Genomic DNA, 23,205 nt, shown 5'->3' on the forward strand with positions numbered 1-23,205 from the left:
GCTCACAGTATCCAGCGCAGTGTACGAGCCAAGTCCGAACCCTCGAAAGACAGTTTCCATGGCTAACACTGCAATGAATTCCGCAACCGACCTCGCCTCTGAACTGAGGGCCGATGTCCGGCGCGTCTCCACTCTCCTTGGCGAATCCCTGGTCCGCCAGCACGGGCCCGAACTCCTGGATCTGGTGGAGCAGGTGCGCCTCCTCACCAAGGAATCCAAGGAAGCCGCCCGTGGCGGTGCCGATGCTACCGGCCCCTGGAGTGCGCACGACGTCGTCGAGCAGGTCCGCGAACTGCTCGGCTCCCTGCCGATCGAGCAAGCCACGGACCTGGTGCGTGCGTTCGCGTTCTACTTCCACCTTGCCAACGCGGCCGAGCAGGTCCACCGGGTCCGCGGCCTGCGGACGCGGCAGGAGAAGGACGGGTGGCTGGCCAAGGCCGTCACCGAAATCGCCGCGAAGGCGGGGCCCGAAGTCCTTCAGGAAGTGGTCAACGGGCTGGACGTCCGCCCCATCTTCACCGCCCACCCCACCGAGGCTTCGCGCCGTTCCGTGCTGGACAAGATCCGCAGGCTCTCCGATATCCTGGCCGAGCCCACGAGGGAAGGCACCACCGCGCGCCGCCGGCAGGACCGCCAGCTTTCGGAAGTCATCGACCAGATGTGGCAGACCGACGAACTGCGCCAGGTCCGCCCCACCCCGGTGGACGAGGCCCGCAACGCGATCTACTACCTCGGCGGCATCCTGACCGACGCCATGCCCGAGATGCTCTCGGACTTCGCGGAACTGCTCGGTGAGCACGGCGTCAGCCTTTCGTCCCAGGACGCACCCATCCGGTTTGGGTCCTGGATCGGCGGCGACAGGGACGGCAACCCCAACGTCACGGCGGCGGTCACCAGGGACATCCTGCAGATCCAGAACCAGCACGCCGTCCGCATCAGCATCGCGATGATGGACGAGCTGATCTCCATCCTGTCCAACTCCACCGCCTTGTCCGGCGCGGACCAGTCCCTGCTGGACTCCATCGACGCGGACCTGAAAAAGCTGCCGGGCCTGGACCGGCGCGTCCTGGAGCTCAACGCCCAGGAGCCTTACCGCCTCAAACTCACGTGCATCAAGGCCAAGCTCATCAATACGGGCAAACGGGTTGCCGCGGACTCCACCCACGAGCACGGCCGTGACTACATGTCCACAGAGGAACTCCTCAACGACCTCGAACTGCTGGAGCTGTCCCTCCGCAATCACTCGGCGTCGCTCGTTGCCGATGGCGCGCTGGCCCGGGTCCGCCGCGCCGTCGCCTCCTTCGGCCTGCACCTGGCCACCCTGGACATCCGAGAGCACGCCGACCACCATCATGACGCCGTTGGCCAGCTGATGGACCGGCTGGGCGGCCCCGGCATCCGCTATGCGGAACTGAGCCGCGTTGAACGCTTTGAGGTTCTCGGTTCGGAGCTGGCGTCACGCCGGCCGTTGTCCGGCCACCCGATTAAGCTCGACGGCGTTGCTGACGGCACGTACGACGTCTTCCGCGAGGTCCGCCGCGCTCTGCGCACATATGGCCCGGACGTCATCGAGACCTACATTATTTCCATGACCCGCGGCGCGGACGACGTCCTGGCCGCGGCTGTCCTGGCCCGCGAGGCAGGCCTGATCAACCTGTTCGGCGAATCTCCCTACGCCAGGATCGGGTTCGCGCCCCTGCTGGAGACCGTGGAGGAACTGCGAGCCTCGGCGGAGATCGTGGACCAGCTGCTGTCCGTTCCGTCGTACCGAGACCTGGTCCGGCTGCGCGGCGACGTCCAGGAAATCATGCTGGGTTACTCGGATTCGAATAAGGAATCCGGCGTGATGACCAGCCAGTGGGAGATCCACAAGACCCAGCGGAACCTGCGCGACGTGGCGGCCAAGCATGGCGTCCGTGTCCGGTTGTTCCACGGTCGCGGCGGGTCCGTGGGCCGCGGCGGGGGACCCACCTATGACGCAATCATGGCCCAGCCCAACGGCGTGCTCGAAGGCGAGATCAAGTTCACCGAACAGGGCGAGGTCATCTCGGACAAGTACTCGCTGCCGGAGCTGGCCCGGGAAAACCTGGAGCTGTCCCTCGCGGCGGTACTCCAGGGCTCGGCCCTGCACCGGGACCCGCGCACCTCGGATGACCAGCGCGAACGGTACGGGCACGTTATGGAGATTATCTCCGACGGCGCCTTCGACCGGTACCGGAAGCTGATTGACCACCCGGACCTGCCCGCGTACTTCCTGGCCTCCACCCCGGTGGAGCAACTCGGCTCGCTGAATATCGGCTCCCGTCCGTCCAAGCGCCCGGATTCCGGGGCAGGGCTTGGCGGACTGCGCGCCATTCCGTGGGTGTTCGGCTGGACGCAGTCCCGGCAGATCGTGCCGGGCTGGTTCGGTGTCGGCTCGGGCCTGAAGGCTGCCCGCGAGGCCGGAAACTCCGCCCAGCTGGTGGAGATGATGCAAAACTGGCACTTCTTCCGGTCCGTTGTCTCCAACGTTGAGATGACGCTGGCCAAAACGGACCTGGACATCGCCGGGTACTACGTGGCCACCCTGGTTCCCAAGGAATTGCACCACATTTTCGCGGCCATCCGTGAAGAGTTCGAACTCACGGTTACCGAGATCCAGAACCTGACCGGTGAGAATGTACTCCTGGACGCGCAGCCGACGCTCAAGCGTTCGCTTGAGATCCGTGACCAGTACCTGGACCCCATCAGCTACCTGCAGGTGGAACTGCTCCGCCGTGTGCGGGCTGCCCAGGGCGCCGAAGACGAGAGCATCAGCGGTGCCGAGATCGACGAACGTCTCCAACGGGCCATGCTGATCACCGTTAACGGGGTAGCGGCCGGCCTGCGCAACACCGGCTAACCGCAAACGCTCTCTCACTGGCCGCCGTAGTGCACCGCTACGGTCCGGCGGGTGTTGCGGCCGTCGACGTAGGCCATGGTGCTGACGCCCACGCCGTACAGGGCCGTGAGTTCCTTCTCGCTCAGGAGCTCCAGGGCATCACCGGTACGGGGACCGCCGGCCGTGAGCAGGACGGCCCGGTCCGCGAGGTACAGGGCGTGGTCCGGGTGGTGCGTGCTGAGGAGTACTGCCATGCCGTCGGTCATCAGTTCGCGCAGGAGCCGCAGGACGCGGACCTGGTTTTTCAAGTCCAGGCCGGTGGCGGGCTCGTCCAGCACCAGGACGGGGCAGCCGGCGGCGATGGCGCGGGCGATCAGGACCAGCTGCTGCTCGCCGCCGCTCAGGGTGGGGAAGAACCTGCTGCGGAGGCCGGCTATACCCACCCTGTCCATGGCCTCCAGGGAAACACTCCGGTCCGCCGCGCCGGGCGAGCGGAAGAGCCCGATCTGCCGGGCACGTCCCATCAGCACCATATCCAGGGCCCGGTAGGCGAAGGTACTGCCATGGGCCTGCGGGACATAGCCTGCCCTGGCCGCCCGCGTGACGCTGCCCTCGACTGGGTTCAGCAGGCCGGCGGCGCAGCGCACCAGCGTGGTCTTTCCGCTGCCGTTGGGACCGAGGACGGCGGTGGCGGTTCCCGGCAGGACCTGGAAGCTGACGTCCCGGAAGACCCAGTCCGTCCGGCCGTATCCGAAGCCCACGCCGTTGAGCTCAAGCACTTTCCCAGATCCTGTCCCGGTTCCGGCGCAGCAGGACAAAAAACACGGGCGCGCCGATCAGCGCCGTCAGCACACCGAGCGGGATCTCACCCGCGGTGGCGGTGCGTGCCACGCTGTCCACGAGCATGATGTATGCGCCGCCCAGGAGGAAGGACACCGGCAGCAGGACCCGATGGTCCGGGCCCACCCACATCCTGGCCAGGTGCGGGACCACCAGGCCCACCCAGCTGACTGCGCCGCTGACGGCCACCGCCCCCGCCACAATCAGTGCCACCGAAACCAGTACCACCCAGCGCAGCGGCCGGGGCCGGATCCCCAGCGCGGTGGCGTCGTCGTCGCCCAGCGAGAGCACGTTGATGCGCCACCGCAGGGCCAGGAGCACCAGCGCGCCCCCGACGACGGGAATGAGCGCCACCGCCACCTTGCCGAACGTGGCCGTGGCGACGCTACCCAGGAGCCAGAACACAATGGCCGGCAGGGTGGTGTTGGGATCCGCGATGTAGGTGACCAGGGCTACCAGCGCGGAGAAGAACGATCCCGTGACCACGCCGCCCAGCACAATCATGAGTAGGGGAGTCCCGCCGCGCCCCGACGTGATGAGGAACAGCATGGCCAGCGCGATCAGTCCGAATGCGAAGGAACTGGTGATCAGCGCGAACGTCCCCAGCCCCAGAAGTATCGCCAGCGCGCCGCCGAAGGATGCGCCCGCGGACACCCCGATGATATCCGGGCTGACCAGCGGATTGTGGAAGATGGCCTGCAGCGCGGCGCCGCCGATCGCCAGGCCGCCGCCCACCAGCAGCGCCAGCAGCACGCGGGGGAGCCTGACAAGGAGCACCACATTCTGCTCCGTGGCGGTGGCCTCGGAGGGGATCGGGACGGCCTGCCCCACTAGTATCTGCACCACGTGCCAGAGCGGAACGTTGTAGCGGCCCACAGCCAGGGCCACCAAAGTGACGGCAACCAGGAAGATGGTGCTGATGGCGATGGGTTTCAGGGCCGATGGGACTGGCCGCCCGTCACGCGCAGCGTCCCCATCCCCCTCACCGCCACCGGCCCGCTCATTGTTCCGGCCGGCGTCGTAGGCGTCCCCTGCGGCGCCGGTGTCCAGCTCCGGGCCACCGGGCGCACGGGCGCGGCTGGCGTCAAGCCGTTCGTCGCTGGCGTCATGCAGCATTGAACTGCCGGTAGTGGTCAGAACCAGCGTTGGCTGCGGTCCACAGGACCTTGTCCAGCTCCGCCGCCGTGGGCTTGTGGCTGTACAGGAAATCGAAGTACTCGGTGACCTTGTTCCGGAGGAGGGAGCGCTGTTGGGGGAACGCGATGTCGCTGAGCCAGTGCCACATCAGAGGTGACTCCTGCCCCGGCGGATCCCACCGGTACCCGCCCAGCGGCACCTTGTACACACGCCGGTTCTTGACCGCGGACACGGTCTGCCACACGGGGTCTGAGTAAAGATCCCGGGGCATGGCGGCGTCGAAATTTCCCAGCAGGATGATCTCAGGATCCCACCGCAGGACCTGCTCCACGTCCAGTCCCACCATCCCCGAGCCCTGCAGCGGATCGTCCCCGGTGGCGGGATTCGTGCCGCCCACCAGCTTGATGTAGAAATCGTTGTAGCTATTGGCCGCGGCCACCTTCAGGCCGCCGGTGAACCGGTTGAAGTACAGGATGCTGGGCCGCGCGGAGTTCCGGCCCGCCGCGATCTTCTTGATGGCAGCGAGTTCCATGTCGCTGCGGGTCTTGATATCCACGGCTCGTTCGGGCTTCCCCAGCATCGTGGCGAACATGGCCATCCACGCGTCCACGTCCTCCTGCTTGCCGGTGTTGGTCAGCCCGATGACGTTCAGACCGGCTTTTTCCAGCGGGTCGATCAGCTGGGCGTCGGACCACTGGATCACCACGTCCGGGTCCAGGGCCCGCACACTCTCCACATTGGCCGTGAAGTCCTGGGTGGCGATCTCGTGCGGCAGGTCCAGTGCCTTGGGAAAGATCGTGCCCATGATGCCGTCGCGCATGGCCACCCAGGAGGCGTTGTGCATGGCGGCGAGGTGGTCCGCCGTACGGTCCACCGCTACCAGCAGCGACGCCGCCGGCATGGGGATGGTCACCACCCGCGTCACCGGCCGGGAAAACGTAAGGGTTTTGCCGCGCTGATCGGTGACGCTGATCGCGCCACTGCCACCGCCACTGCCGCTGTTCCCCATGTTCGTTGCAGGGCCCGACGACGGCGGGGAACCGGGGGTGCCCGCGCATCCGGCCAGCAGGGCTGCAGAGCCTCCCGCCACCAGAAGTTGAAGGGCGGCGCGGCGGTTCAGGTCAGTGGTTGCCATGGTGCGTTACCCCTGCTTTCGGTCCGACAGCCGCCGCACAAGGTCGGAGGCTGTTAACGGTCATATTATGGTGCCCCGGTTGCTAACGCGCCCTTGTCCGGGACCGGCTGCGGTGCTACGTTCGAAAGACCCTCGGAGAAGGTGGCCACGCGATGGTTATCGACGGCGCCCAGATGTTTGTGCGGTATGCCTACCCGCCCAATTCGCGAGGCAGCTGCGGGCCTCCGGACAGTGACGCCCTGCTCCACTACGGCCAGTCCGGGGTCACCGACCAAGGCTTGCGGGAGCTCGCGAAGGGTTTTGCCGGCGCCTTTCCCTACTTGGAACTGATTGCCGGTGCCCACGGCATCCCGGACCCGCTCGACGCCCGCGTTGTGGAGGCTTACTGGGTGGGAAACAATCTGCTGGACACCGTGGGCATCAGCACCATGGGCAACTCGATGGAAGACCGGTTCCGCGCACGCACCGGTTGGCAGTTTCCGCACCTCGTGGAAGGCGTCCTGGCTGGCGGCGTCCCGCACCACAGCTTCCACGTCTTGGAGATCTATCCCTGGCTGGGCCTGCTGCGTGATGACCGCCGGTATGCCACTGCGCTGAACGTCCTGGACCGCTGCCGGATCCGGTGGGGCGAGGTCCTGGCCATCACGGGCGACGAAGCCGTGGTGAAGTCGCGTCCCCTGACCTGGGACGGAATGACCCTGGCCGTCGGCGAGCCTGTTGTGGAGACCGCCAAGTATGCCGTGAACGGAACCGGCTTCATTGCCGGACTCGTGGCGGGCGATGTGGTCTCGCTCCACTGGGACTGGGTCTGTGACCGGCTGACACCCCGCCAGCTGCAGCAGCTGAAGCTCTTCACCGGCAGGCACCTCAAGATCGCCAACACCGGAGTGGAGCATCGCGGCGCAGCCATCGCCCTCGAACGATAAATCGCACTGGAATGCTGAAGAGGCGAACGCTGGACGCCGTCCCATCCGCCTATCCGCCTTGGCTGACGTCGCCGGGTTGCCGTGGCTGGCCCATGAGTTCCAGGCCGCTCATGGCCCGTTCGGCGCCTGCATCATCCACCCGTTCAAGCGCAAAGCCCATGTGGATCAGGACCCAGCTGCCTGGGGGCAGCGGTCCGTCATCCAGGAGCCCGATGTTGATCTTGCGCTGCACTCCGGCCACGTCCACCAGGGCGAGCTGGTTGCCGTAGCCATCGATGGGGCCGATGACCTGGCCGGGGATTCCGAGGCACATGGTTGGTCCGCCTTAGGTCTATTTGGAGGTGTGCTGGCTGAGGAGCTTAACGACGGCGGCCATCGCCGCCGGGATGGCCGCAGACACGGGCGGGGTCAGTCCGATGCCATCGGTGACGTCGGCCGGAACGCAGCCCACCACATAGGTCACGGGGGCCTTGCCGCCCAGCGATCGGAGCCTGCCCAGGACGGCGGCAGGGTCCATGCCATGCGGGTCCAGCGTGGCGCCGGCGTCGAGATCTTCGCTGCGGATCCGGAGCACACGGAGGCTGCCGGGGGCTTTGTTGTGTTCGGTCCCGCGCTCCGGCGGCACGGCATCCACAAGCACCAGCATGTCCACTCCGGCCAGGAGATCGTAGGCCAGGTGCATGCCGCGGATGCCGTAGTCGGCTACCTCGACGCCGGGCGGCAGGTCCCCTTCCGAGGCCAACCGGCGGGCGACTTCCGGGCCGAAGCCGTCGTCGCGCAGGAACATGTTGCCCACGCCTGCCACCAGCACAGTCATACCGGGCTCACATCCGCCGTGCCTTCAGGTAGCGCTGGACGTCGGGGACCGAGCGGATCCCCACGTAGACGGCGCCGAGTGCCAACGCCGCCAGAAACGCTACGGTGGCCATTCCTATGATTCTCATGGCGGGCTTTCCTTTCCATCCTGCCCCAGGGGTTCGAGCTCTTCCGGTGAGTAGTAGAAGGACCGGCCGTAGCCCTCGTGGAGGTCTGCGGCGGGGTCCTGCTCGAGGACCAGGCCCACGTGGGTGCTGCCGTCAACATCGAAGTGCACGTTGGTAACGCGGCCCGTTTGCCCGGCGAAGAACAGGTCCTGTGCGTCGGCCCGCCGGCTCGGATTCACCCGGACCCGGCTGCCCCTGGCCACCGGAACCCCGTTGATCAGGACCGCATCCAAATGCGGCTGGACCAGGGCTTCGGCCTCGGGTGTCCACCATGCGGCGTCCGCACCGCTGCGTCCGGGTATGGGTTCCCGGCTGTCCAGGGCGACGTCCAAGGCAGCGACATCCAGGGCACCACTGTCCAGAGCGCCATCCATTGCAGCCCCGTCCAGGGCATGCGGACTGCGCAGGATGCCGTGCAGCTGCTGCAGTTCCGCCGGGGACATGGCCTCGCACCGGTCGATGATGGCCGCCGCCCGCGGATCCGTGGCCCGGGCTTCGGCTTTCTCCTCCTCGGTGAGGGTCAGCACCCGCAGGGTGAGGATCTCGTCGATTTCGGTGGCGTCGTACAGCGCCACCGAGCTTTCGGGCGCGACGGCGGGGTGGTCGTAGAGGATGATCGGGGATACCAGCAGCACATCCGACTGCCTTTCCGGACCGGCCAGGACGGGCCAGCACCGGTGCTGTACGCAGGCGGCCGCGGCGGCCTGCGCGCTCGGCGGTGGCTCAAGCAGGGAGACAAAATCACCGTCCTGGAGGCTCAGGAGCAGGTGCGTGCCAATGAAGGATTCCGCGATGGCATGCTGTCTTGTCCAGCCATCCGCCGCGCCTGACGCAGGGGCCGCTGCCGCCGTCATCGCCGCCACGTTGGCAACCCCGACGCGCATCCTGACCAGCGGTCCGCCGGCTGGCGAAGCTGCCAGCCTCACCTCGCCCTGAAGCGGACGACGACGGCGGACCAGCCGCCCGGTCAGCCGCCCCGAGGCGTCACGGAGTTCCTCGGTGTCCTCCCCGCCGGGAACCTCAACGGGCAGGACTGTCTTCTGCCCGCTGAACCCGGCCACGGCGAACGGTCCCAGCGTGACCTCCCGCTCCACTGCCTCGTCCCAGCTCAGCCAGCGGGCGGCACCGACCGTAAGCTCATCCACCGCCGTGAACCCGCCGTCGTCGTCCAATTTCTCGGCGGTCCGGCTCTGCAGCTGCAGGAAGCGCACGTGGATTTCGATGGCGGCCTGCGGACCGGGGGTGAGCAGGCAGTCCGCGAACATGTCCGGCTCTTCGCCGGTGCCGGCTGCGGCGGCGCCAGGCGGGCCGAGGATGCCGAACTGCCAGCGGGCCTGGTTCTTCTGCGAGGACGCACGGTACGGGTAGAGCAGGTAGCCCTCGTAGAGGACGGCATCGGCCACGGCGCGGGCCAGGCTCAGGCTCATGTTCATGGCCGACCGTCTCCTGACAGTCCCGCGGCGGCTGACGCCGCCGGAGCTACCGCTGCGGGTGACAATACTGCCGCGGACACCGCCGTGGCGTCCGCCAGCAGGCTCTCCAGGGTGGCGTCCCATGAGGTGAGGCCGCGGGCCGCCTTGTAGTGCGCCAGTGCGGTGAGCACGTCCCGGTCCAGGCGGAGCCAGCCGGTGTTGGGGAAGTACTGGTCCATGAGCCGGCGCCAGGCGTCCACGGGTAGCCGGTAGGAGGCTTCGAGGTCCCAGGGCACCTGTTCCACGCCGAAGCCAGCCTCGCCCCGGGTGAAGACCGTGCCGGAGAACAGCAGTTCCAGCGGGACCAGCCCGTCCCGCAGGGACTGCAGGTACTTGGCCGCGGAGACGTCGAAGTCAAAGGTGCAGGGTAGGGGCAGCCGCACCTCAGTTTCCCCGGTGAAGCCCTGGACCATGGTGCTGCACTGCAGCCAGAGGAAGGACTTCAGTGTGGTGGGCCACCGGCCGCGCTCGCCGAAGAGGTCCAGCAGGCCGGCCTCTTCCGCCGGCGTGTAGCCGCGGCGCTGGGGCAGGATCCGGACCTGGCAGCGCAGGGCGATGGCGTGCACAGCGGCTCCGGTGGACTCGGTCACCCGCAGCGTCGCGGTGAGCTGGGGTGCGGCCGCGTACGGCTCCGGCAGGATGTCCAGGACCTCGAATGCCAGCGCAATCACTGTGGGCCTCCGGAGGCTGATTCCCGGGTGGCTTCATGGACCGGCTTGCTGCGGCGGCTGACTTTTTCGAAGAAAGCGGTGAGCTGGTCGCGGGCCTCCTGGCCGCCGTCGAACCCCCGCCACAGGCGCCGCAGGTGTCCCACCAGCTCGTAGCAGGCGTCCACGGGGACCAGGTGGCAATCGGCCTGGGGATGGTCCCCGCCGGGGCCCCGGATCAGGAGCGCCTCGGTGTCCGGGGCCGCTATGGACAGGGCAGGATTCCGCGCCATCACGGCATCCCACGCGTCCAGGGGCAGCTCGGATTCGGTGGCGCCGGCAGGGCCCGGATAGAACGCAACCGTCCGCTCCATTCTGGAACTGCGGAAGAAGAATGCCAGTCCCACGGGTATCTCCAGCTCGTCCCACTGGCCCAGGCCCAGCTCGAAATCGGGGAAGGACAGGTACCGGTCCGGCACCGACCGGTACCGCAGGTGGGCGGTGCTGTCCGTGAAGAGCAGGTAGCACGGCCGGCACGTGCACATCATGGCGTGGCTGTCCAGGTCCACCACGTGCTGGTGTTCGGCAGCGATGGGCTCCCCGCACATTTCGCAGCGCTCGCCGGCGGGCGCTGCCGGTCTCGCGGCGGCGATCCGGCGGAGCAGTGTAACGGGCAGGCCGGGCGCCTCCATGTCAGCCGCGCTTTCCGGCCGCGACCGGCACAGCCACGGACATCACGCCGCTGCGCACGAGCAGGGGGAGCGGGTCCAGGTGCAGGCTGCGGTCTTCAAGGCAGGAGCCTGCCTGGCGGACGTCGAAGTGTGCTCGGCAGGTGGGGCAGCGGAGCAGGCCGCCGCCGGTAGGGGCGGCCAGGGCGCGCTGCAGGGCGGCGCCGGCCATGGACCCGTCGCAGCGCGGGCAGCGGTCCCGGTAGGCGTAGACGTCCTGCCCGGTCCGGCAGGCCAGGAGCGCATAGCCGCCCACCTGGAACCCGGCCACGTTGCCGGGTTCCAGATCGGCGACGCCGGGGACAGGCTCCCAGGACCCTTCCGGCAGGTCGGTACTGTTCAGCCGGACGAGCAGGGATTCCAAAGGGATGAAGGCCGGGGTGGCGGCGTGCTTTTCCGCCTCCACCACTTCGATGGCTGTGACCTCCGGGGCTGCCGTTTCAATCGCCTCTTCGACGGCGAACTTCAACGTAACGGACGACGACGGGCAGCCCTGGCAGGTGCCCAGCAGCTTCAACCGCACGACGCCCTCCGGGCTGATATCCAACAGTTCCACGTCCCCGCCATGGGAGCCCAGGTACGGCCGGACGCTGTCCAGGGCGCCGGCCACCCTCGTCTCCATCGACTCGGGATGCAGGCCGTGGATGATCAGCAGGCCGGACACCAGTTCGTCGGAGGCGAGCGCTGCCAGCGTCCCGCCGTCGAGTTTTCCCTGCTCATCCAGGATTTCCAGCATGCGTTCCAGTCCCGAGCCGTACATGTCGGTGACCTGCCGGACCAGGTCTTCGGCGCGGCCGCGGGCCACCGCCCCGCCGGCGCCGAGGGCGTCGAGGAGCGTGCCGATCCGTTCTCCGGGATGCAGTTCGCTGGTCTGCACCGGCCGGTCCGCGCCGGGCATGGCAGGTTACTCGCCGGTCAGGGTCTGCGTGGGCGAGTGCAACATGTCCAGGGTCTGGCCGTTGCCCAGGTACATGTGGACCCCGCACGGCAGGCACGGGTCGAAGCTGCGGACGGTCCGCATGATGTCGATCCCCTTGAAGTGCTCGCGGTCGTTCTCCTCGAAGATCGGCTGGCCCTGCACCGCGTCCTCGTAGGGTCCGGAAATCCCGGCCGAGTCCGTGGGGCTGGCGTTCCAGGGAGTGGGCGGATACGGATGATAGTTGGCGATCTTGCCGTCCCGGATCACCATGTGGTGCGACAGGACACCGCGGACCGCTTCGGTGAAGCCACAGCTGATGGCCTCGTCCGGAACAGTAAAGCTCTCCCAGGTCTTGGTCCGGCCGGCCCGGATTTCCTCCAGCGCCTTCTCGGCGAAGTGCAGCGCCGCCGCGGCCGCGTAGGCCTGGAAGTAGGTGCGGGCCCTGTTGCGTTCCAGCGTGTTGCTCCACTGCGGGATGTTCCATTCGAAGGAAACGGGACCCTTCAGGGCAGTCTTGGGGAGGTTGATCTGCACGCTGCTGCCGGTTGCCTTGATATAGCCGATGTCCACCAGCCCGGCCAGCGCCGTGGCCCAGAGCCGCGCCAGAGGTCCGCCGCCGGTGTCCAGTGCCAGGTTGTCCTGGCCGTCGAACCAGCGCGGGGACATGACCCAGCTGTACTTCTCTTTGAGGTCCCTCTTCTGTGGCCTGGGGTTGGTGTGCTGGTTCCAGGGGTGGCGGCGGTCCACCGGGTTGCCCAGGGGATCGTGGGTCACGAACATCTCCTGGTCTTCCCAGTCGTCGTAGTAGGAGGAGCCCAGCATGATCCGGATGCCCAGGTTGATCCGCACCAGGTCGGTGGTGACGAGCTTGCCGTCCACCACCACGCCCGGGGTGACGAACATCTTCCGGCCCCATTCGGTCATGTCCTTGTACTCGAAGTTGCAGTAGTCAGGGTCCTGGAGGGAGCCCCAGCAGCCCAGCAGTGTCCGGCGCAGGCCCACCTGCTCGTAGCCCGGCAGTGCCTCGTAGAAGAAATCAAAAAGATCGTCATGCATTGGCACGACCTTCTTCATGAATTCCACGTACCGCATAAGCCGGGTGATGTAGTCCGTCATGAGCTGGATGGTGGCCACGGTCCCCACTCCGCCGGGGTAGAGCGTGGACGGGTGCACGTGGCGGCCTTCCATCAGGCAGAACATCTCGCGCGTGGACCGGCTGACCTGCAAAGCCTCGCGGTAGAACTCCCCGGTGAACGGATTCAGCGAGCGCATGATGTCCGCGATGGTCCGGTAGCCGTGGTCCCCCTCGTGCGGGGCCCGCGTATTTTCTGCCTTTGCCAAGACGCCGGGGTTTGTCTCGGAGACCATCTTTTCGCAGTAGTCCACGCCGACCAGGTTTTCCTGGAAGATGTTGTGATCGAACATGTATTCGGCGGCCTCGCCCAGGTTGACGATCCACTCACCAAGGTTCGGCGGCTTCACACCGTAGGCCATGTTCTGCGCGTAGCAGGAACAGGTGGCGTGGTTGTCGCCGCAGATCCCGCAAATGCGGCTGGTGATGAAGTGGGCATCCCGAGGGTCCTTGCCCTTCATGAAGATGGAATAGCCGCGGAAGATCGAGGACGTGCTCTTGCACTCCACCACCTGGTTGTTCGCGAAATCGATCTTGGTGTAGATGCCCAGGCTGCCCACAATCCTGGTGATGGGATCCCAGGCCATCTCCACAAGGTTGCTGTTGTCCGTCCCGCTCCCGGACGGCATAGGAATCGTTGAGGTCATGTTCTTCACCTGTCTGGAAGGGGGTGGATTTACCAGGTGCGCTGTGCGCCGGTCAGCAGTTCGGTGCCGGGCCGGCGCCACTTGGGCTCCTGGTCCAGCGTGTGGGTGGTGATGCCGCGCAGCGCCCTGATGGCGGCGCCGTAAGGACGGATGGCGCTAGTGGAGAGCTTGCCGCCGGGTGGCTCGTCCATAAACGGCATGAACTTGTCCGGGAAGCCCGGCATGGTGCAGCCGATGCAGATGCCGCCCACGTTGGGGCAGCCGCCGATCCCGTTCATCCACCCGCGCTTGGGCACGTTGCACTTGACCACCGGACCCCAGCAGCCAAGTTTGACGATGCACTTGGGGGAGCCATACTCGGTGGCGAAGTCGCCCTGCTCGTAGTAGCCCGCCCGGTCACAGCCTTCGTGCACTGTCTTTCCGAACAGCCAGGTGGGCCGCAGCGCATCATCCAGCGGGATCATAGGGGCCTGGCCGGTAGCCTGGTACAGCAGGTAGGTCATGGTTTCGGAGAGGTTGTCCGGCTGGATGGGGCACCCGGGGACGCAGACGATCGGGATGCCGGCCTTGGACTTCCAGTCATAGCCGAGGTAGTCCGGGACGCCCATGGCGCCGGTGGGGTTTCCCGCCATCGCGTGGATGCCGCCGTACGTGGCACACGTGCCGGCCGCGATGATGGCCGTGGCTTTGGGCGCCAGCCGGTCCAGCCACTCGCTGGTGGTGATCGGCTGGCCGGTGGCCAGGTCGTTGCCGAACCCGCACCAGTAGCCGCCTGGATCGTGGAGTTTCTCGTTCGGGATAGAGCCCTCAACCACCAGGACGAACGGCTCCAACTCGCCGCGGTCTGCCTTGCGGAACCACTCCAGGAAGTCGTCCGCCCCTTCCTGGGGGCCGCATTCGAAATCGATCAGGGGCCAGTGCATGGCAATGCGGGGCAGGCCGGGCAAAGCGCCGAGCGCGATCTCCTCCACGCTGGGCTGGGTAGCCGCTGTCAGGGCGACGGAATCGCCGTCGCAGCTCAGCCCTGCGTTGATCCAGAGCACGTGAATCAGGGTTTCTTCGGCCCTGAGGGAAGTTTCGGTAGGCATCGTTGCCTCTTTCCGCGGCCCGTGAGGGGGCTCAGTGTGCGTCTGTCAGGGACTCTTCCAGAGACCCTGTCAAAGACCCTCCGCGGGTCTCTGTCCGGGAGGGGCGGCCGTCCAGCCAGTCATACCAGGCGGCGACGCCGTCGCCGGTAGTGGCCGAGAGGACCAGGAATTGTGCGTGAGCATTCAGGCGACGGATGCGGCGAACGCAGGCGTCGACGTCGAACTCGACGTAGGGGAGCAGGTCCGACTTGTTGATGATCACCAGGTCGGCCGCGAGGAACATGTGCGGGTACTTCTGCGGTTTGTCATCACCTTCCGTCACTGAGACGACTACTACTTTCGCTGCTTCGCCCAAGTCGAACAGGGCGGGGCAGACGAGGTTTCCCACGTTCTCGATAAACACGGTGGAACCCATCGGGGGAGCCAGCGCGTCGAGTCCGCGGCGGAGCATGTCGGCGTCCAGGTGGCAGCCCGCTCCGGTGTTGATCTGCACCACGGGCCGCCCGGTGGCCCGGATTCGGTCGGCATCGAGGGAGGTTTCCTGGTCCCCTTCAATGACGCCGGCCTCCAGCCTGCCGCCCAGCTCCGTGAGCGTCCGCACCAGGAGTGTGGTTTTGCCGGAGCCGGGGGAGCTCATCATGTTCAGCGCGCGGACCTTCCTCCCGGCGAGCCAGCCGCGGTTCCGTTCCGCGAGGAGATCGTTCTTGGCCAGCAGGTTCTGTTCCAGCGGGATGAGTTCCGGGGCGTGTATGTGGCCGTCGGTGTGGGGGTGGTCGTGCTCGTGGTCATGGCTGTGAGGGTGGCTATGGGTGTGCCCGTCGTGCGTGTGCGAATGCCCAGGTTCGTGGGAATGCTCATGTGCCTGCGCCCCCGGCACTTCCAGGGAGTACACCCTGGGGGCGGCTTCATCGCCGCAGCCGCACGTTGCGCACATGTCGCTACGCCACCTCCACCGAAACAAGGTTGAGTTCCCGCCCGCTGACCACTGCGACGTCGGCGCTCCCGCAGGGGCATAAAAGGAAGATGTCCGTCATTGCGAAGTCTGTACCGCACTCGCGGCAATGCCCTCGGGCCTGCGGCTCGTCGATCCGGAGCCGCGCCCCGGCCAGGGTGGTACCCGCTGAAGCCACATCAAAACAGAAACGGAGGGCGTCCGGAAGCACTCCCGCTAACGGCCCGATCCGAAGGTTGACACCCATGACTGCCTGGCCGCCGGTCCTGTCCAACACCGCGTCAATAAGGCTCTGTGCGATCGAGAGTTCGTGCATGGATACTGCCCCCTCTCTGCCCAAGATAGGCTCGTCGAGGCCATAAATCAACCTCAATATTTGACAGCTGCGCATGCATCGACTAAAGGCGTATAGTCATCCCAGTATTCTGCCATGACGCGGAAACCGGAGGCTCGGTAATGCAGCAACCGGAAGCTGGAGGCAACACGCCGCCGCAGGCCAGGACGGGCCGGTCCAGCAACATGCCCGGACGGTCCAGGAACGCACTGACCGGCTGGGAACGGGCATCGATCGGTGGAATGGCGGCCGTTGTGTTGCTCCTGCATGCTGTGGGCTGGGGCGTTCTTTTGGCTGTTGTTGCAGCGGAGATCCCTCCGGCGGGTTCCTCGGGCGTTTTTGGGGTCGGCCTCGGAGTTGCCGCCTATACGCTGGGGCTTCGCCACGCATTCGACGCGGACCACATCGCCGCCATCGACAACACCACCCGGAAACTTGCAGGCGACGGACACCTGGGCGACGGGCGCTCCGGCGGCGCCGGCATCGGGAAAGCCCGAACCGGGAAAGCCCGTACGGGACAGCCGGGCAACCACCGGCCCATGACTGTGGGCTTCTGGTTCTCTCTGGGCCACTCGAGCGTCGTTTTTGGCCTGTGCGCGTTGCTGGCGGCCGGAATCCGGAGCATGTCGGACCAGGGCGGGATGGTTTCCGGCGAAACCGAGGCGGGCCTGCAGATCTTCGGGACGGCAGTCTCCGGCGTCTTTCTTTACCTCATCGGCGTCCTGAACCTGATAATCCTCCTGGAGGTGCTTCGGTCGGCGCGGCGGCTGCGGTCCAGCCAGGACAACGGCGCCGGACTGGAAAACCAGCCTGCCCCCGGTGGCCTGATGACGCGGCTTTTCGGCCGGTTGACCGGGCTGATCACCAAGCCCCGGCAGATGTATGGCGTGGGACTGCTGTTCGGTTTGGGCTTTGATACCGCGACGGAGGTGAGCCTCCTGATCCTGGCTGCCGGGGCCGCCGCCTCGGCGCTGCCGTGGTACGCGATCCTCACGCTGCCGGTCCTCTTCGCGGCGGGCATGAGCCTGCTGGACTCGCTGGACGGCTGCCTCATGACTTTCGCGTACCGCTGGGCACTTTCCCGGCCGGTCCGCAGGATCTACTACAACGTGGTGGTGACCGGGCTGTCCGTGGCCGTTGCGCTGGGCGTCGGCTCCGTGCAGCTGATTTCCCTCCTGGTGGACAGCGCCGGAATCCGGTCCGGGCCGCTGGCTGTGATCGGCGGACTCGACCTGGCCGCAGTCGGCTACACAACCGTGGCGCTGTTCATTTTCACTTGGCTCCTTGCCTTGGGCGTGTGGCGCTTCGGCCATATCGAGGAGCGCTGGTCATTGCCCCTCCCGGAGAGCGGCCCCGAGTAGCAGGACCGGCGGCAGGGCCGGCGGCGGACTGGCCGGTGGCGGGACTGGCCGGGCCAGCGGACAGCCGGGATAGGGTTGAAGGCATGCCTTCGTTCCAGACGCGCTTAAAAATCACCGGACTGAAACCTGGCAACCCGCCGGAAGCCGTGATGGCCGCCGCCGTTGAGGCATTGGAGATCCGCCACCATGTGGAATCCAACCAGATCGAACTGGCCGCCGGCATCCCACAGCTGAATCTCCGCTTCCTCGTGGAGGCGACCGAATACAGCGGTGAGAACCAGCAGGCACGCGAATCGGCAGCGATGATGCGCGACGCCGTCGAACGCGTTGCGCTCACCGGCTCACTGACGGTGCTCCGCCGCAACCGCGGCCGCTGGGCGCCTGTTTAGCTCACTCGCCGGGGGCGGGCTCGTCCACGGGCGAGCGGGTGCCACGCCGGCGGGTGACGATGATGCCGACGACGACGCCGATCACCAGGCCCAGCACCACACCGATCAGCGAACTCGCCCAGAACGGCAGCTTGGTTGCCGATCCCGTGAAGTAGCCCAGGCCCACTAGCCAGCTGGCCCAGAGGACCGCGCCGAGGCCGGCGCACAGGCTGAAACCCCGGGCGGAAACATCGGCGATGCCCGAAGCGGCCGACGTCGCCAGCCGCCCGCCGGGGATGAAACGGGCGCCGATGATGGTCCCGTAGGTGGAGGAGCGGCCAGCCTTGGCGATGGCCTTATGGATGCCGGTATGGACTTTGCGGCCCCAGCGCCAGCGGTCCAGGACATGGCTGAGCCGGCGTTTGAAGAGCTGGAACACCACCATGTCACCAATCCAGGACGCTACCGCGCACAGTGCCCCCACCAGGAAGACGTTGGCCCGGCCGTCGGCGGAGAGGGCCCCGCCGGTGATCACCAACATTTCTGACGGGATGGGCGGGAAGATGGCATCGCCGAGGACCGTGGGGATGATCCAGAAGTAGATCGCCGCCCCCCAGCTGTCGGCATCGCCAAAGTCCATGGCCATAAAGTACCGCACTTTTGCGCGGCCGCACGGCCTGAGCTGGCCGCCGGCACGGACTTCCCCTCACTGGGTTCAGCGAGCGTCCCAGTACTACGCGTCCCAGTACTACGCGTCCCAGTACTACGCGCGCCAGTACACGGACCTCAGTACCCGGCGCCGATTTTCCGGCGGCGTGGCCGTGGGACTCCTCCGCGAACTTCCCTGGGAACATGGCTGAGGTGCCGTCCCGCGAGGAAATACCAGTACGGCCACGCGACCCACGCGACGGCGCCCACGGCAATTCCGGCCCCGCCGAGGCCCCAGCGGATCCAGGCAGGCGCCGGTTCCAAGGCCGTCAGCGCGGCCAATGGCAGCGCCACCACTAAGGCGCCGCCGATAAACTCTCCCAGCTTCGCGAGATCCCGTGGACAGCCGCCCGACTGGAGCAGTGACCGGTGGGCCAGCAGGAACCAGCCGGCCTGGACCACCATTGCCCCCACCGAGATGCCGGTGGATACATTGAAATCGAGCTTCTTCGCGACGAGGAGGAACGAGCTTGCCGATCCTGCGGCGCTGGCCGCGATCACCAGCCATTTGGCTGCCTCGGAGCCGGGTGTACGGCGCAGGCGCCGGTGGACCTGGACGATCACCGGGATGATCGTCAGCTGGAAGACGCCGCCGGTGGCATCGTTGATGGTGCCGAAGATGTAGGGTCCGTTCCTTGGCACCTCGATGGCGAACATGGCGCCCAATGTTGCCACGCCCACTACGCCTATGCCCGCGGACGCGTAGGCGAACTTGGCCGCCGTTCGATCGCCCGGGATTTCGATGAGGGTATCCATGATGCTTCCTCGCTCAGTCTGGATTCTCGCTCAGTGTGGATTCCGGCTCGCGCTGTTCCCGGCTGGCCACCGTCAGGGTATTGCTGCCGCGGCGCAACCGGCAGCCCCCCAGCAGGCTTAATTCCCAACCCATGCGAGAGCCAGCGTAATGCCTATCCCCTTCAATCGACCGGACAACACGCGATACCCCAGATAACTATCGTGGCACTGGGGCGCATCATGTCAAGGCAGTTAGTAAAGGGGGTTTTGCTGGGTTGCCTGCAGGCAATCTCCATCATTTCTTGCTCCTGCCCGGATGACTGGAGATCAGGCGTGCTGCTGCGGTTATGCGGGGCCTTTGAGCCGCACCTCCTAAGTGGGAAACTGGCGGCATGCGGATCACCATCCTCCAAGGCGATATCACCACCCGCACCGTTGACGCGATTGTGAACGCTGCAAATTCCACGCTGCTGGGCGGCGGCGGAGTGGATGGGGCCATCCACCGGGCCGCCGGACCCGAACTGCTGGCCGCCTGCCGGGCATTGCGCAACACGGATCTGCCGCACGGACTGGCTGTGGGTGCCGCCGTCGCCACCCCGGGTTTCCGGCTCCCGGCCCGGTGGGTCATCCACACCGTGGGGCCGAACCGTCGCGCCGGGCAGACCAACCGGGCGCTGCTGGTGTCCTGTTTCAGCGAAAGCCTGCGGCTGGCGGATTCGCTGGGCGCGGCTTGCCTCGCACTTCCCGCTGTGGGCGGGGGAGTCTACGGCTGGCACCGGCGCCAGGTGGCGGAGGCAGCGCACGACGCCGTTACGGGGTTTGGTGCCTCACATCCGGCCAGCGCGCTCGAGTTGGTGGAGTTTGTCCTGTTCGGCCCCGAGATGGAGCTTGCCTTCAGGACCGTGTTTGATCAACGCGGTGCTTGAGCAGCCTCGCTGAGGTGGAGCCCGCTGCGGTACTCCACGGGCTTTTTGCTGATGGGGTCCACAAAGCGGATGCCGCGGGCCAGGAGCTGCAGCGGTTTGGAGTAGTCGTCCGGAGCTTTGTCCAGGAGGTCCGGGTAAAACGCGTCGTTCACGATGCCCAGTCCCAACGAGGCCATGTGCACCCTCAATTGGTGCGTCTTTCCGGAGTGCGGCTCCAGCCGGTACCGCGCCAGGCACGGCGTAGTACCCGCGTCCGCGTGGATGCCAGGGGCTCGGGCACCAGCGTCGCAGGTGCCGGCGGCACCCACGGAAGCGCCGCCGTCGAACGTTTCCAGCCGTTCGATCCGGGTTTCCGCGTTCGGCTCGCCCTCGATGACTTCGGCCAGCAGGTAGCTGCGGGACTTGGTCATCCGGTTCCGGACCACCACGGGGAATTCGACGGCGGGGTGTCCGGCGGCGGGCTCCGCGGCGGACACACACTCGTATTCCTTCTGCACCTGCCGCTTCTCGAAGAGTACCTGGTAATTTCCGCGGGTTTCCGGGTTGGTGGACAGCAGCAGCACGCCGGCGGTCATCCTGTCCAGGCGGTGCATGGGGATCAGGTCCGGCAGGTTGAGCTGGTTCCGGAGCCGGACCAGGGCCGATTCCTGGATGTAGGTGCCGCCCGGGGTGGTGGGCAGGAAATGCGGTTTGTCCACCACGAGCAGGTGATCATCCTGGTGCAGGATGCTGATGTCCACCGGGATGCGGGTCTCCGGCGGCAATGAGCGGTAGTACCAGATGAAGGTGTGGTCCTCGAGCCGGGTGGCCCGGTCCAGGGCGACGCCGCCCTCGCCCACGATCTCGCCGGCGTCGAACCTGTCCTCGATGCCCTGCGGATCGATGTGGCCCCAGCGGTGCATCATGTAGTCCATCGCGGTTGTCCACGGCCCCTCGTCCGGGAGGCGCAGGCGGGTGGCGTTCACGCCGTCGCGCACGGGGAGGGGGGATTGCATCACCGGTCCATTCTACTTATTCCTGCCAGGCGCGTGGAGGACCCCGACGTCGGCGGCCGGCCCGGCGGGATGCGGTCTCAGGCGATCGCGACGGCGGGCAGTGCTGAAGGATGGCGCCGCAGCGTCGGGGCCGAGTCCAGCCTGTCCTGGGCGGCACGAAGTGCCAGTACCGCGGTTTCCAACTGATCCGACGGCAACGTGAACGGTACGCGGAGATAGTGCTCCAAAGCGCCACCAACGCCGAATCGGGGACCGGCGGCGAGGCGGAGGCCGAAGTCCGGAGCGATGACGGCAAGTGCAGTGCTGACCGGGGCCGGGAGGCGGCACCAGATGGACAGGCCGCCGTCGGGCCGTTCCGCCTGCCACGAGGGCAGATGCTCGGCGACCAATGACAAGAGGGCCTCACGGTTCTCGCGGAGCATGCCCAGGCGTGCCGGGAGCGGTTCGGTCAGGGAATTCACCAGATGGGCCGCAGCCAACTGTTCGACGACGGGTCCGCCCAGATCCAATGTGGTTCGTGCGGCGGCGAAGCGCTGGATCAGCGGCTCGACGGCGCGGATCCAGCCCGTCCGCAGGCCGGCCCAGTGCGACTTGCTGAGCGACCCGATCGAAACCACAGCCGGGCTGAAGGCAGCCATGGGAGTGGCCGCCTCTGCGTCGAGGTTCAGCTCCCGCAGGGTCTCATCCACCACCAGGACGGTGCCGGACGCCGCGGCGGCGCGGACAAGCCGGCGCCGCTGCGGATCCCGCATCAGCCGCCCCGTGGGGTTGTGGAAGTCGGGGACGACATAGGCCAGTGCCGGCCGCTGTTGCAGGGCAGAGTCCATTGCGTCCAGGTCCCAGCCTGAGGGTGGCCCCGCAGATGGTTGTCCTCGCGGCGCGGCCGGAGGCATCGCTACCGGCACCGGTCTGCAGCCTGCGGCCCGGATGGCATCGAGGGCATGGGGATAGCTGGGGTTCTCTACAAGTACCCTGTCTGCCCGGCCCGTGAGGGTGCGGAGGACAATGTTCAGGGCATGCTGCGCGCCGGAGGTGACCAGGATCTGCGCAGCGGCCGTCGGAACCCCGGCCGCGGAGTACCGCGCCGCAACCGCCTCCCGCAGGGCCTGGACACCAAGTGCGTCGTACCCGAATCCCGGAAGCAGGGCAGGAAGTTCTGTGAGCGCGGCGGCGAACGCCCGGTGGACGACTTCGCCGCTGGCAGGCAGCGAGGCATACGCCAGGTCAAGGAGTCCGTCTGGAACGGCCAGTCCAGGCCCGCCGCCGAGTCCTGGTCTTGTTGTCCGGACGGCCGCGTTGACCTCGGGCCCGGGGATGCCGGTCCTGCCCCGGCTGCCCTGGCCGCCCCGCAGAAGTCCTTGCTCCCGCAGCGAAGCATAGGCGGCCGTGACGGTGGTACGGCTGATGCCGAGGGCGGTAGCGAGGGAACGTTCACTTGGGAGGGCGACGTCGAGCGGAATCCGGCCGTCCAGGACCAGCAGGCGGACGACGTCGGACAACTCGCGGTACGCCGGGGCGGCGCCGGGATTCCACCGGCCGAGCAAGCGGGCGAGGGAACTGGGGGCAAGAGAGCCGGACATAGGGCCAGTATCTCAAACTGGCTATGGATTGCAAGGCCAGTTGCCGTCAGGATGGAGACATGATGACGCGCAGAATTCTCCAGCTCCTGATCGGCCTCGCCATGTACGGCATTTCCCTGGCGATGTTCATCCGGGCCGGGCTCGGGCTGGACCCGTGGGACGTGTTTCATCAGGGACTGGCCGGAAAGACGGGCCTGAGTATCGGCACTGTGGTGATCGTTGTCAGTTTCCTGGTCCTGCTGCTCTGGATCCCGCTCCGGCAGCGGCCGGGGTTCGGGACACTGAGCAATGCCGTGCTTGTGGGGGTCTTCGCGGATGTTGGCCTCGCGCTGATCCCGCAGATCACCCAACTAGGCGGACAGATCGGGATGCTCGGCGGCGCCGTGCTGCTCAACGGCGTCGCTTCGGCCTGCTACATCGGCGCCCGCTTCGGCCCCGGCGCCCGGGACGGGCTGATGACCGGCCTGGCCCGGCGCACCGGCTGGTCGGTGCGTACGTCCCGGACCGGGATCGAAGTCGTGGTCCTCGGCGCCGGCTGGCTGCTGGGTGGCTCGGTCGGCGTCGGGACCGTCCTCTACGCGCTGGCCATCGGCCCGCTGGTGCAACTGCTGCTGCCGCGGTTCATGGTGCCGGAAGGGCTGGTGCCCCAGGCCGCCGCTGCCGAACAGGAAGCGTCGCAACCGGTGGCCTCGGAACCGGGCGCATAGAACGAGGACACCTCGCCGGGTGTCG

The 23,205-nt window shown here is 67.0% G+C and carries 24 protein-coding genes; 6 read left to right on the top strand and 18 right to left on the bottom strand.

What is annotated here, in order from left to right; all coding sequences use genetic code 11:
* Window positions 1–58 precede the first annotated feature (58 nt).
* The gene (gene ppc, locus ACQCSV_RS03925; RefSeq protein ID WP_426939180.1) at window positions 59–2,881 is read left to right on the top strand and encodes a phosphoenolpyruvate carboxylase; all 2,823 of its coding nucleotides are present in this window, start codon (window positions 59–61) and stop codon (window positions 2,879–2,881) included.
* A gap of 14 nt (window positions 2,882–2,895) precedes the next feature.
* Here the strand turns inward: ppc and ACQCSV_RS03930 are convergent, their stop codons facing one another.
* Genes ACQCSV_RS03930 through ACQCSV_RS03940 form a run of 3 tightly spaced genes read right to left on the bottom strand, consistent with a single transcriptional unit; the run spans window position 2,896 to window position 5,972 of the window.
* Complete coding sequence (locus ACQCSV_RS03930; protein ID WP_354154709.1) at window positions 2,896–3,639, bottom strand: ABC transporter ATP-binding protein; 744 nt, start codon at window positions 3,637–3,639, stop codon at window positions 2,896–2,898.
* Window positions 3,632–4,816, bottom strand: coding sequence for an iron ABC transporter permease (locus tag ACQCSV_RS03935; protein WP_354154708.1), 1,185 nt, complete (start codon window positions 4,814–4,816; stop codon window positions 3,632–3,634). The genes ACQCSV_RS03930 and ACQCSV_RS03935 overlap by 8 nt, the downstream gene beginning before the upstream one ends.
* Window positions 4,806–5,972, bottom strand: a complete 1,167-nt coding sequence (locus ACQCSV_RS03940; protein WP_354154707.1) for an ABC transporter substrate-binding protein — start codon at window positions 5,970–5,972, stop codon at window positions 4,806–4,808. The genes ACQCSV_RS03935 and ACQCSV_RS03940 overlap by 11 nt, the downstream gene beginning before the upstream one ends.
* A 152-nt stretch (window positions 5,973–6,124) precedes the next feature.
* On the opposite strand from ACQCSV_RS03940, the gene ACQCSV_RS03945 reads away from it, so the two are divergent.
* Complete coding sequence (locus ACQCSV_RS03945; protein WP_354154706.1) at window positions 6,125–6,898, top strand: DUF6390 family protein; 774 nt, start codon at window positions 6,125–6,127, stop codon at window positions 6,896–6,898.
* A 49-nt stretch (window positions 6,899–6,947) separates the two neighbouring features.
* Here ACQCSV_RS03945 and ACQCSV_RS03950 read toward each other — a convergent pair whose 3' ends face one another.
* The 11 genes from ACQCSV_RS03950 to ACQCSV_RS04000 are packed head-to-tail and all read right to left on the bottom strand — an operon-like array spanning window position 6,948 to window position 15,782.
* Entirely contained in the window at window positions 6,948–7,211 is a 264-nt protein-coding gene (locus tag ACQCSV_RS03950; RefSeq protein WP_354154705.1) for a HypC/HybG/HupF family hydrogenase formation chaperone, read from the bottom strand.
* 18 nt (window positions 7,212–7,229) lie between these two features.
* Window positions 7,230–7,715, bottom strand: a complete 486-nt coding sequence (locus tag ACQCSV_RS03955) for a hydrogenase maturation protease (RefSeq protein WP_354154704.1) — start codon at window positions 7,713–7,715, stop codon at window positions 7,230–7,232.
* 7 nt (window positions 7,716–7,722) lie between these two features.
* Window positions 7,723–7,842 carry a DUF6893 family small protein gene (locus tag ACQCSV_RS03960; protein ID WP_426939181.1) on the bottom strand — a complete coding sequence of 40 codons (120 nt, stop codon included), beginning with the start codon at window positions 7,840–7,842 and terminating at the stop codon, window positions 7,723–7,725.
* Complete coding sequence (locus ACQCSV_RS03965; protein WP_426939182.1) at window positions 7,839–9,314, bottom strand: hypothetical protein; 1,476 nt, start codon at window positions 9,312–9,314, stop codon at window positions 7,839–7,841. Before ACQCSV_RS03965 ends, ACQCSV_RS03960 begins: the two co-directional genes overlap by 4 nt.
* Window positions 9,311–10,024 (bottom strand): DUF6084 family protein, encoded by a 714-nt coding sequence (locus ACQCSV_RS03970; RefSeq protein ID WP_354154702.1) that lies wholly within the window; start codon window positions 10,022–10,024, stop codon window positions 9,311–9,313. The genes ACQCSV_RS03965 and ACQCSV_RS03970 overlap by 4 nt, the downstream gene beginning before the upstream one ends.
* Window positions 10,021–10,692, bottom strand: a complete 672-nt coding sequence (locus tag ACQCSV_RS03975; RefSeq protein WP_426939183.1) for a DUF5947 family protein — start codon at window positions 10,690–10,692, stop codon at window positions 10,021–10,023. The genes ACQCSV_RS03970 and ACQCSV_RS03975 overlap by 4 nt, the downstream gene beginning before the upstream one ends.
* Window position 10,693: 1 nt before the next feature.
* On the bottom strand, window positions 10,694–11,626 hold the full coding sequence (locus ACQCSV_RS03980; protein ID WP_354154700.1) for a NifU family protein: 933 nt from the start codon (window positions 11,624–11,626) through the stop codon (window positions 10,694–10,696).
* A 6-nt stretch (window positions 11,627–11,632) separates the two neighbouring features.
* Window positions 11,633–13,426 carry a nickel-dependent hydrogenase large subunit gene (locus ACQCSV_RS03985; RefSeq protein WP_354154699.1) on the bottom strand — a complete coding sequence of 598 codons (1,794 nt, stop codon included), beginning with the start codon at window positions 13,424–13,426 and terminating at the stop codon, window positions 11,633–11,635.
* A 29-nt stretch (window positions 13,427–13,455) separates the two neighbouring features.
* Window positions 13,456–14,514: a hydrogenase expression protein HypE gene (locus ACQCSV_RS03990; RefSeq protein ID WP_354154698.1), complete on the bottom strand. Its 1,059-nt coding sequence runs from the start codon at window positions 14,512–14,514 to the stop codon at window positions 13,456–13,458.
* A gap of 31 nt (window positions 14,515–14,545) precedes the next feature.
* The gene (gene hypB / locus ACQCSV_RS03995) at window positions 14,546–15,448 is read right to left on the bottom strand and encodes a hydrogenase nickel incorporation protein HypB (RefSeq protein ID WP_426939184.1); all 903 of its coding nucleotides are present in this window, start codon (window positions 15,446–15,448) and stop codon (window positions 14,546–14,548) included.
* Between the two features lie 4 nt (window positions 15,449–15,452).
* On the bottom strand, window positions 15,453–15,782 hold the full coding sequence (locus tag ACQCSV_RS04000; RefSeq protein WP_354154696.1) for a hydrogenase maturation nickel metallochaperone HypA: 330 nt from the start codon (window positions 15,780–15,782) through the stop codon (window positions 15,453–15,455).
* 140 nt (window positions 15,783–15,922) lie between these two features.
* On the opposite strand from ACQCSV_RS04000, the gene ACQCSV_RS04005 reads away from it, so the two are divergent.
* Together ACQCSV_RS04005 and ACQCSV_RS04010 are read left to right on the top strand one after the other, a co-directional pair.
* Entirely contained in the window at window positions 15,923–17,161 is a 1,239-nt protein-coding gene (locus ACQCSV_RS04005; RefSeq protein WP_354154695.1) for a HoxN/HupN/NixA family nickel/cobalt transporter, read from the top strand.
* Between the two features lie 83 nt (window positions 17,162–17,244).
* On the top strand, window positions 17,245–17,550 hold the full coding sequence (locus ACQCSV_RS04010) for a hypothetical protein (RefSeq protein WP_354154694.1): 306 nt from the start codon (window positions 17,245–17,247) through the stop codon (window positions 17,548–17,550).
* A 1-nt stretch (window position 17,551) separates the two neighbouring features.
* Here the strand turns inward: ACQCSV_RS04010 and ACQCSV_RS04015 are convergent, their stop codons facing one another.
* Together ACQCSV_RS04015 and ACQCSV_RS04020 are read right to left on the bottom strand one after the other, a co-directional pair.
* A complete protein-coding gene (locus ACQCSV_RS04015) occupies window positions 17,552–18,175 on the bottom strand; it encodes a VTT domain-containing protein (protein WP_354154693.1) in 624 nt (207 codons plus the stop codon).
* A gap of 140 nt (window positions 18,176–18,315) precedes the next feature.
* The gene (locus tag ACQCSV_RS04020; protein ID WP_354154692.1) at window positions 18,316–18,993 is read right to left on the bottom strand and encodes a hypothetical protein; all 678 of its coding nucleotides are present in this window, start codon (window positions 18,991–18,993) and stop codon (window positions 18,316–18,318) included.
* 371 nt (window positions 18,994–19,364) lie between these two features.
* Between ACQCSV_RS04020 and ACQCSV_RS04025 the strand changes: the two genes are divergently transcribed.
* On the top strand, window positions 19,365–19,898 hold the full coding sequence (locus ACQCSV_RS04025; RefSeq protein ID WP_354154691.1) for an O-acetyl-ADP-ribose deacetylase: 534 nt from the start codon (window positions 19,365–19,367) through the stop codon (window positions 19,896–19,898).
* On the opposite strand, the gene ACQCSV_RS04030 is transcribed toward ACQCSV_RS04025, so the two are convergent.
* Both ACQCSV_RS04030 and ACQCSV_RS04035 read right to left on the bottom strand, forming a co-directional pair.
* Window positions 19,883–20,893 carry an RluA family pseudouridine synthase gene (locus ACQCSV_RS04030; RefSeq protein ID WP_354154788.1) on the bottom strand — a complete coding sequence of 337 codons (1,011 nt, stop codon included), beginning with the start codon at window positions 20,891–20,893 and terminating at the stop codon, window positions 19,883–19,885. The genes ACQCSV_RS04025 and ACQCSV_RS04030 overlap by 16 nt on opposite strands.
* 77 nt (window positions 20,894–20,970) lie before the next feature.
* On the bottom strand, window positions 20,971–22,473 hold the full coding sequence (locus tag ACQCSV_RS04035; protein ID WP_354154690.1) for a PLP-dependent aminotransferase family protein: 1,503 nt from the start codon (window positions 22,471–22,473) through the stop codon (window positions 20,971–20,973).
* Between the two features lie 59 nt (window positions 22,474–22,532).
* Between ACQCSV_RS04035 and ACQCSV_RS04040 the strand changes: the two genes are divergently transcribed.
* Window positions 22,533–23,180 (top strand): hypothetical protein, encoded by a 648-nt coding sequence (locus ACQCSV_RS04040; protein WP_354154689.1) that lies wholly within the window; start codon window positions 22,533–22,535, stop codon window positions 23,178–23,180.
* The last annotated feature ends 25 nt before the right edge of the window (window positions 23,181–23,205 follow it).

The sequence above is a fragment of the Pseudarthrobacter sp. S3 genome (genome assembly GCF_050156905.1).
GTDB lineage: Bacteria > Actinomycetota > Actinomycetes > Actinomycetales > Micrococcaceae > Arthrobacter.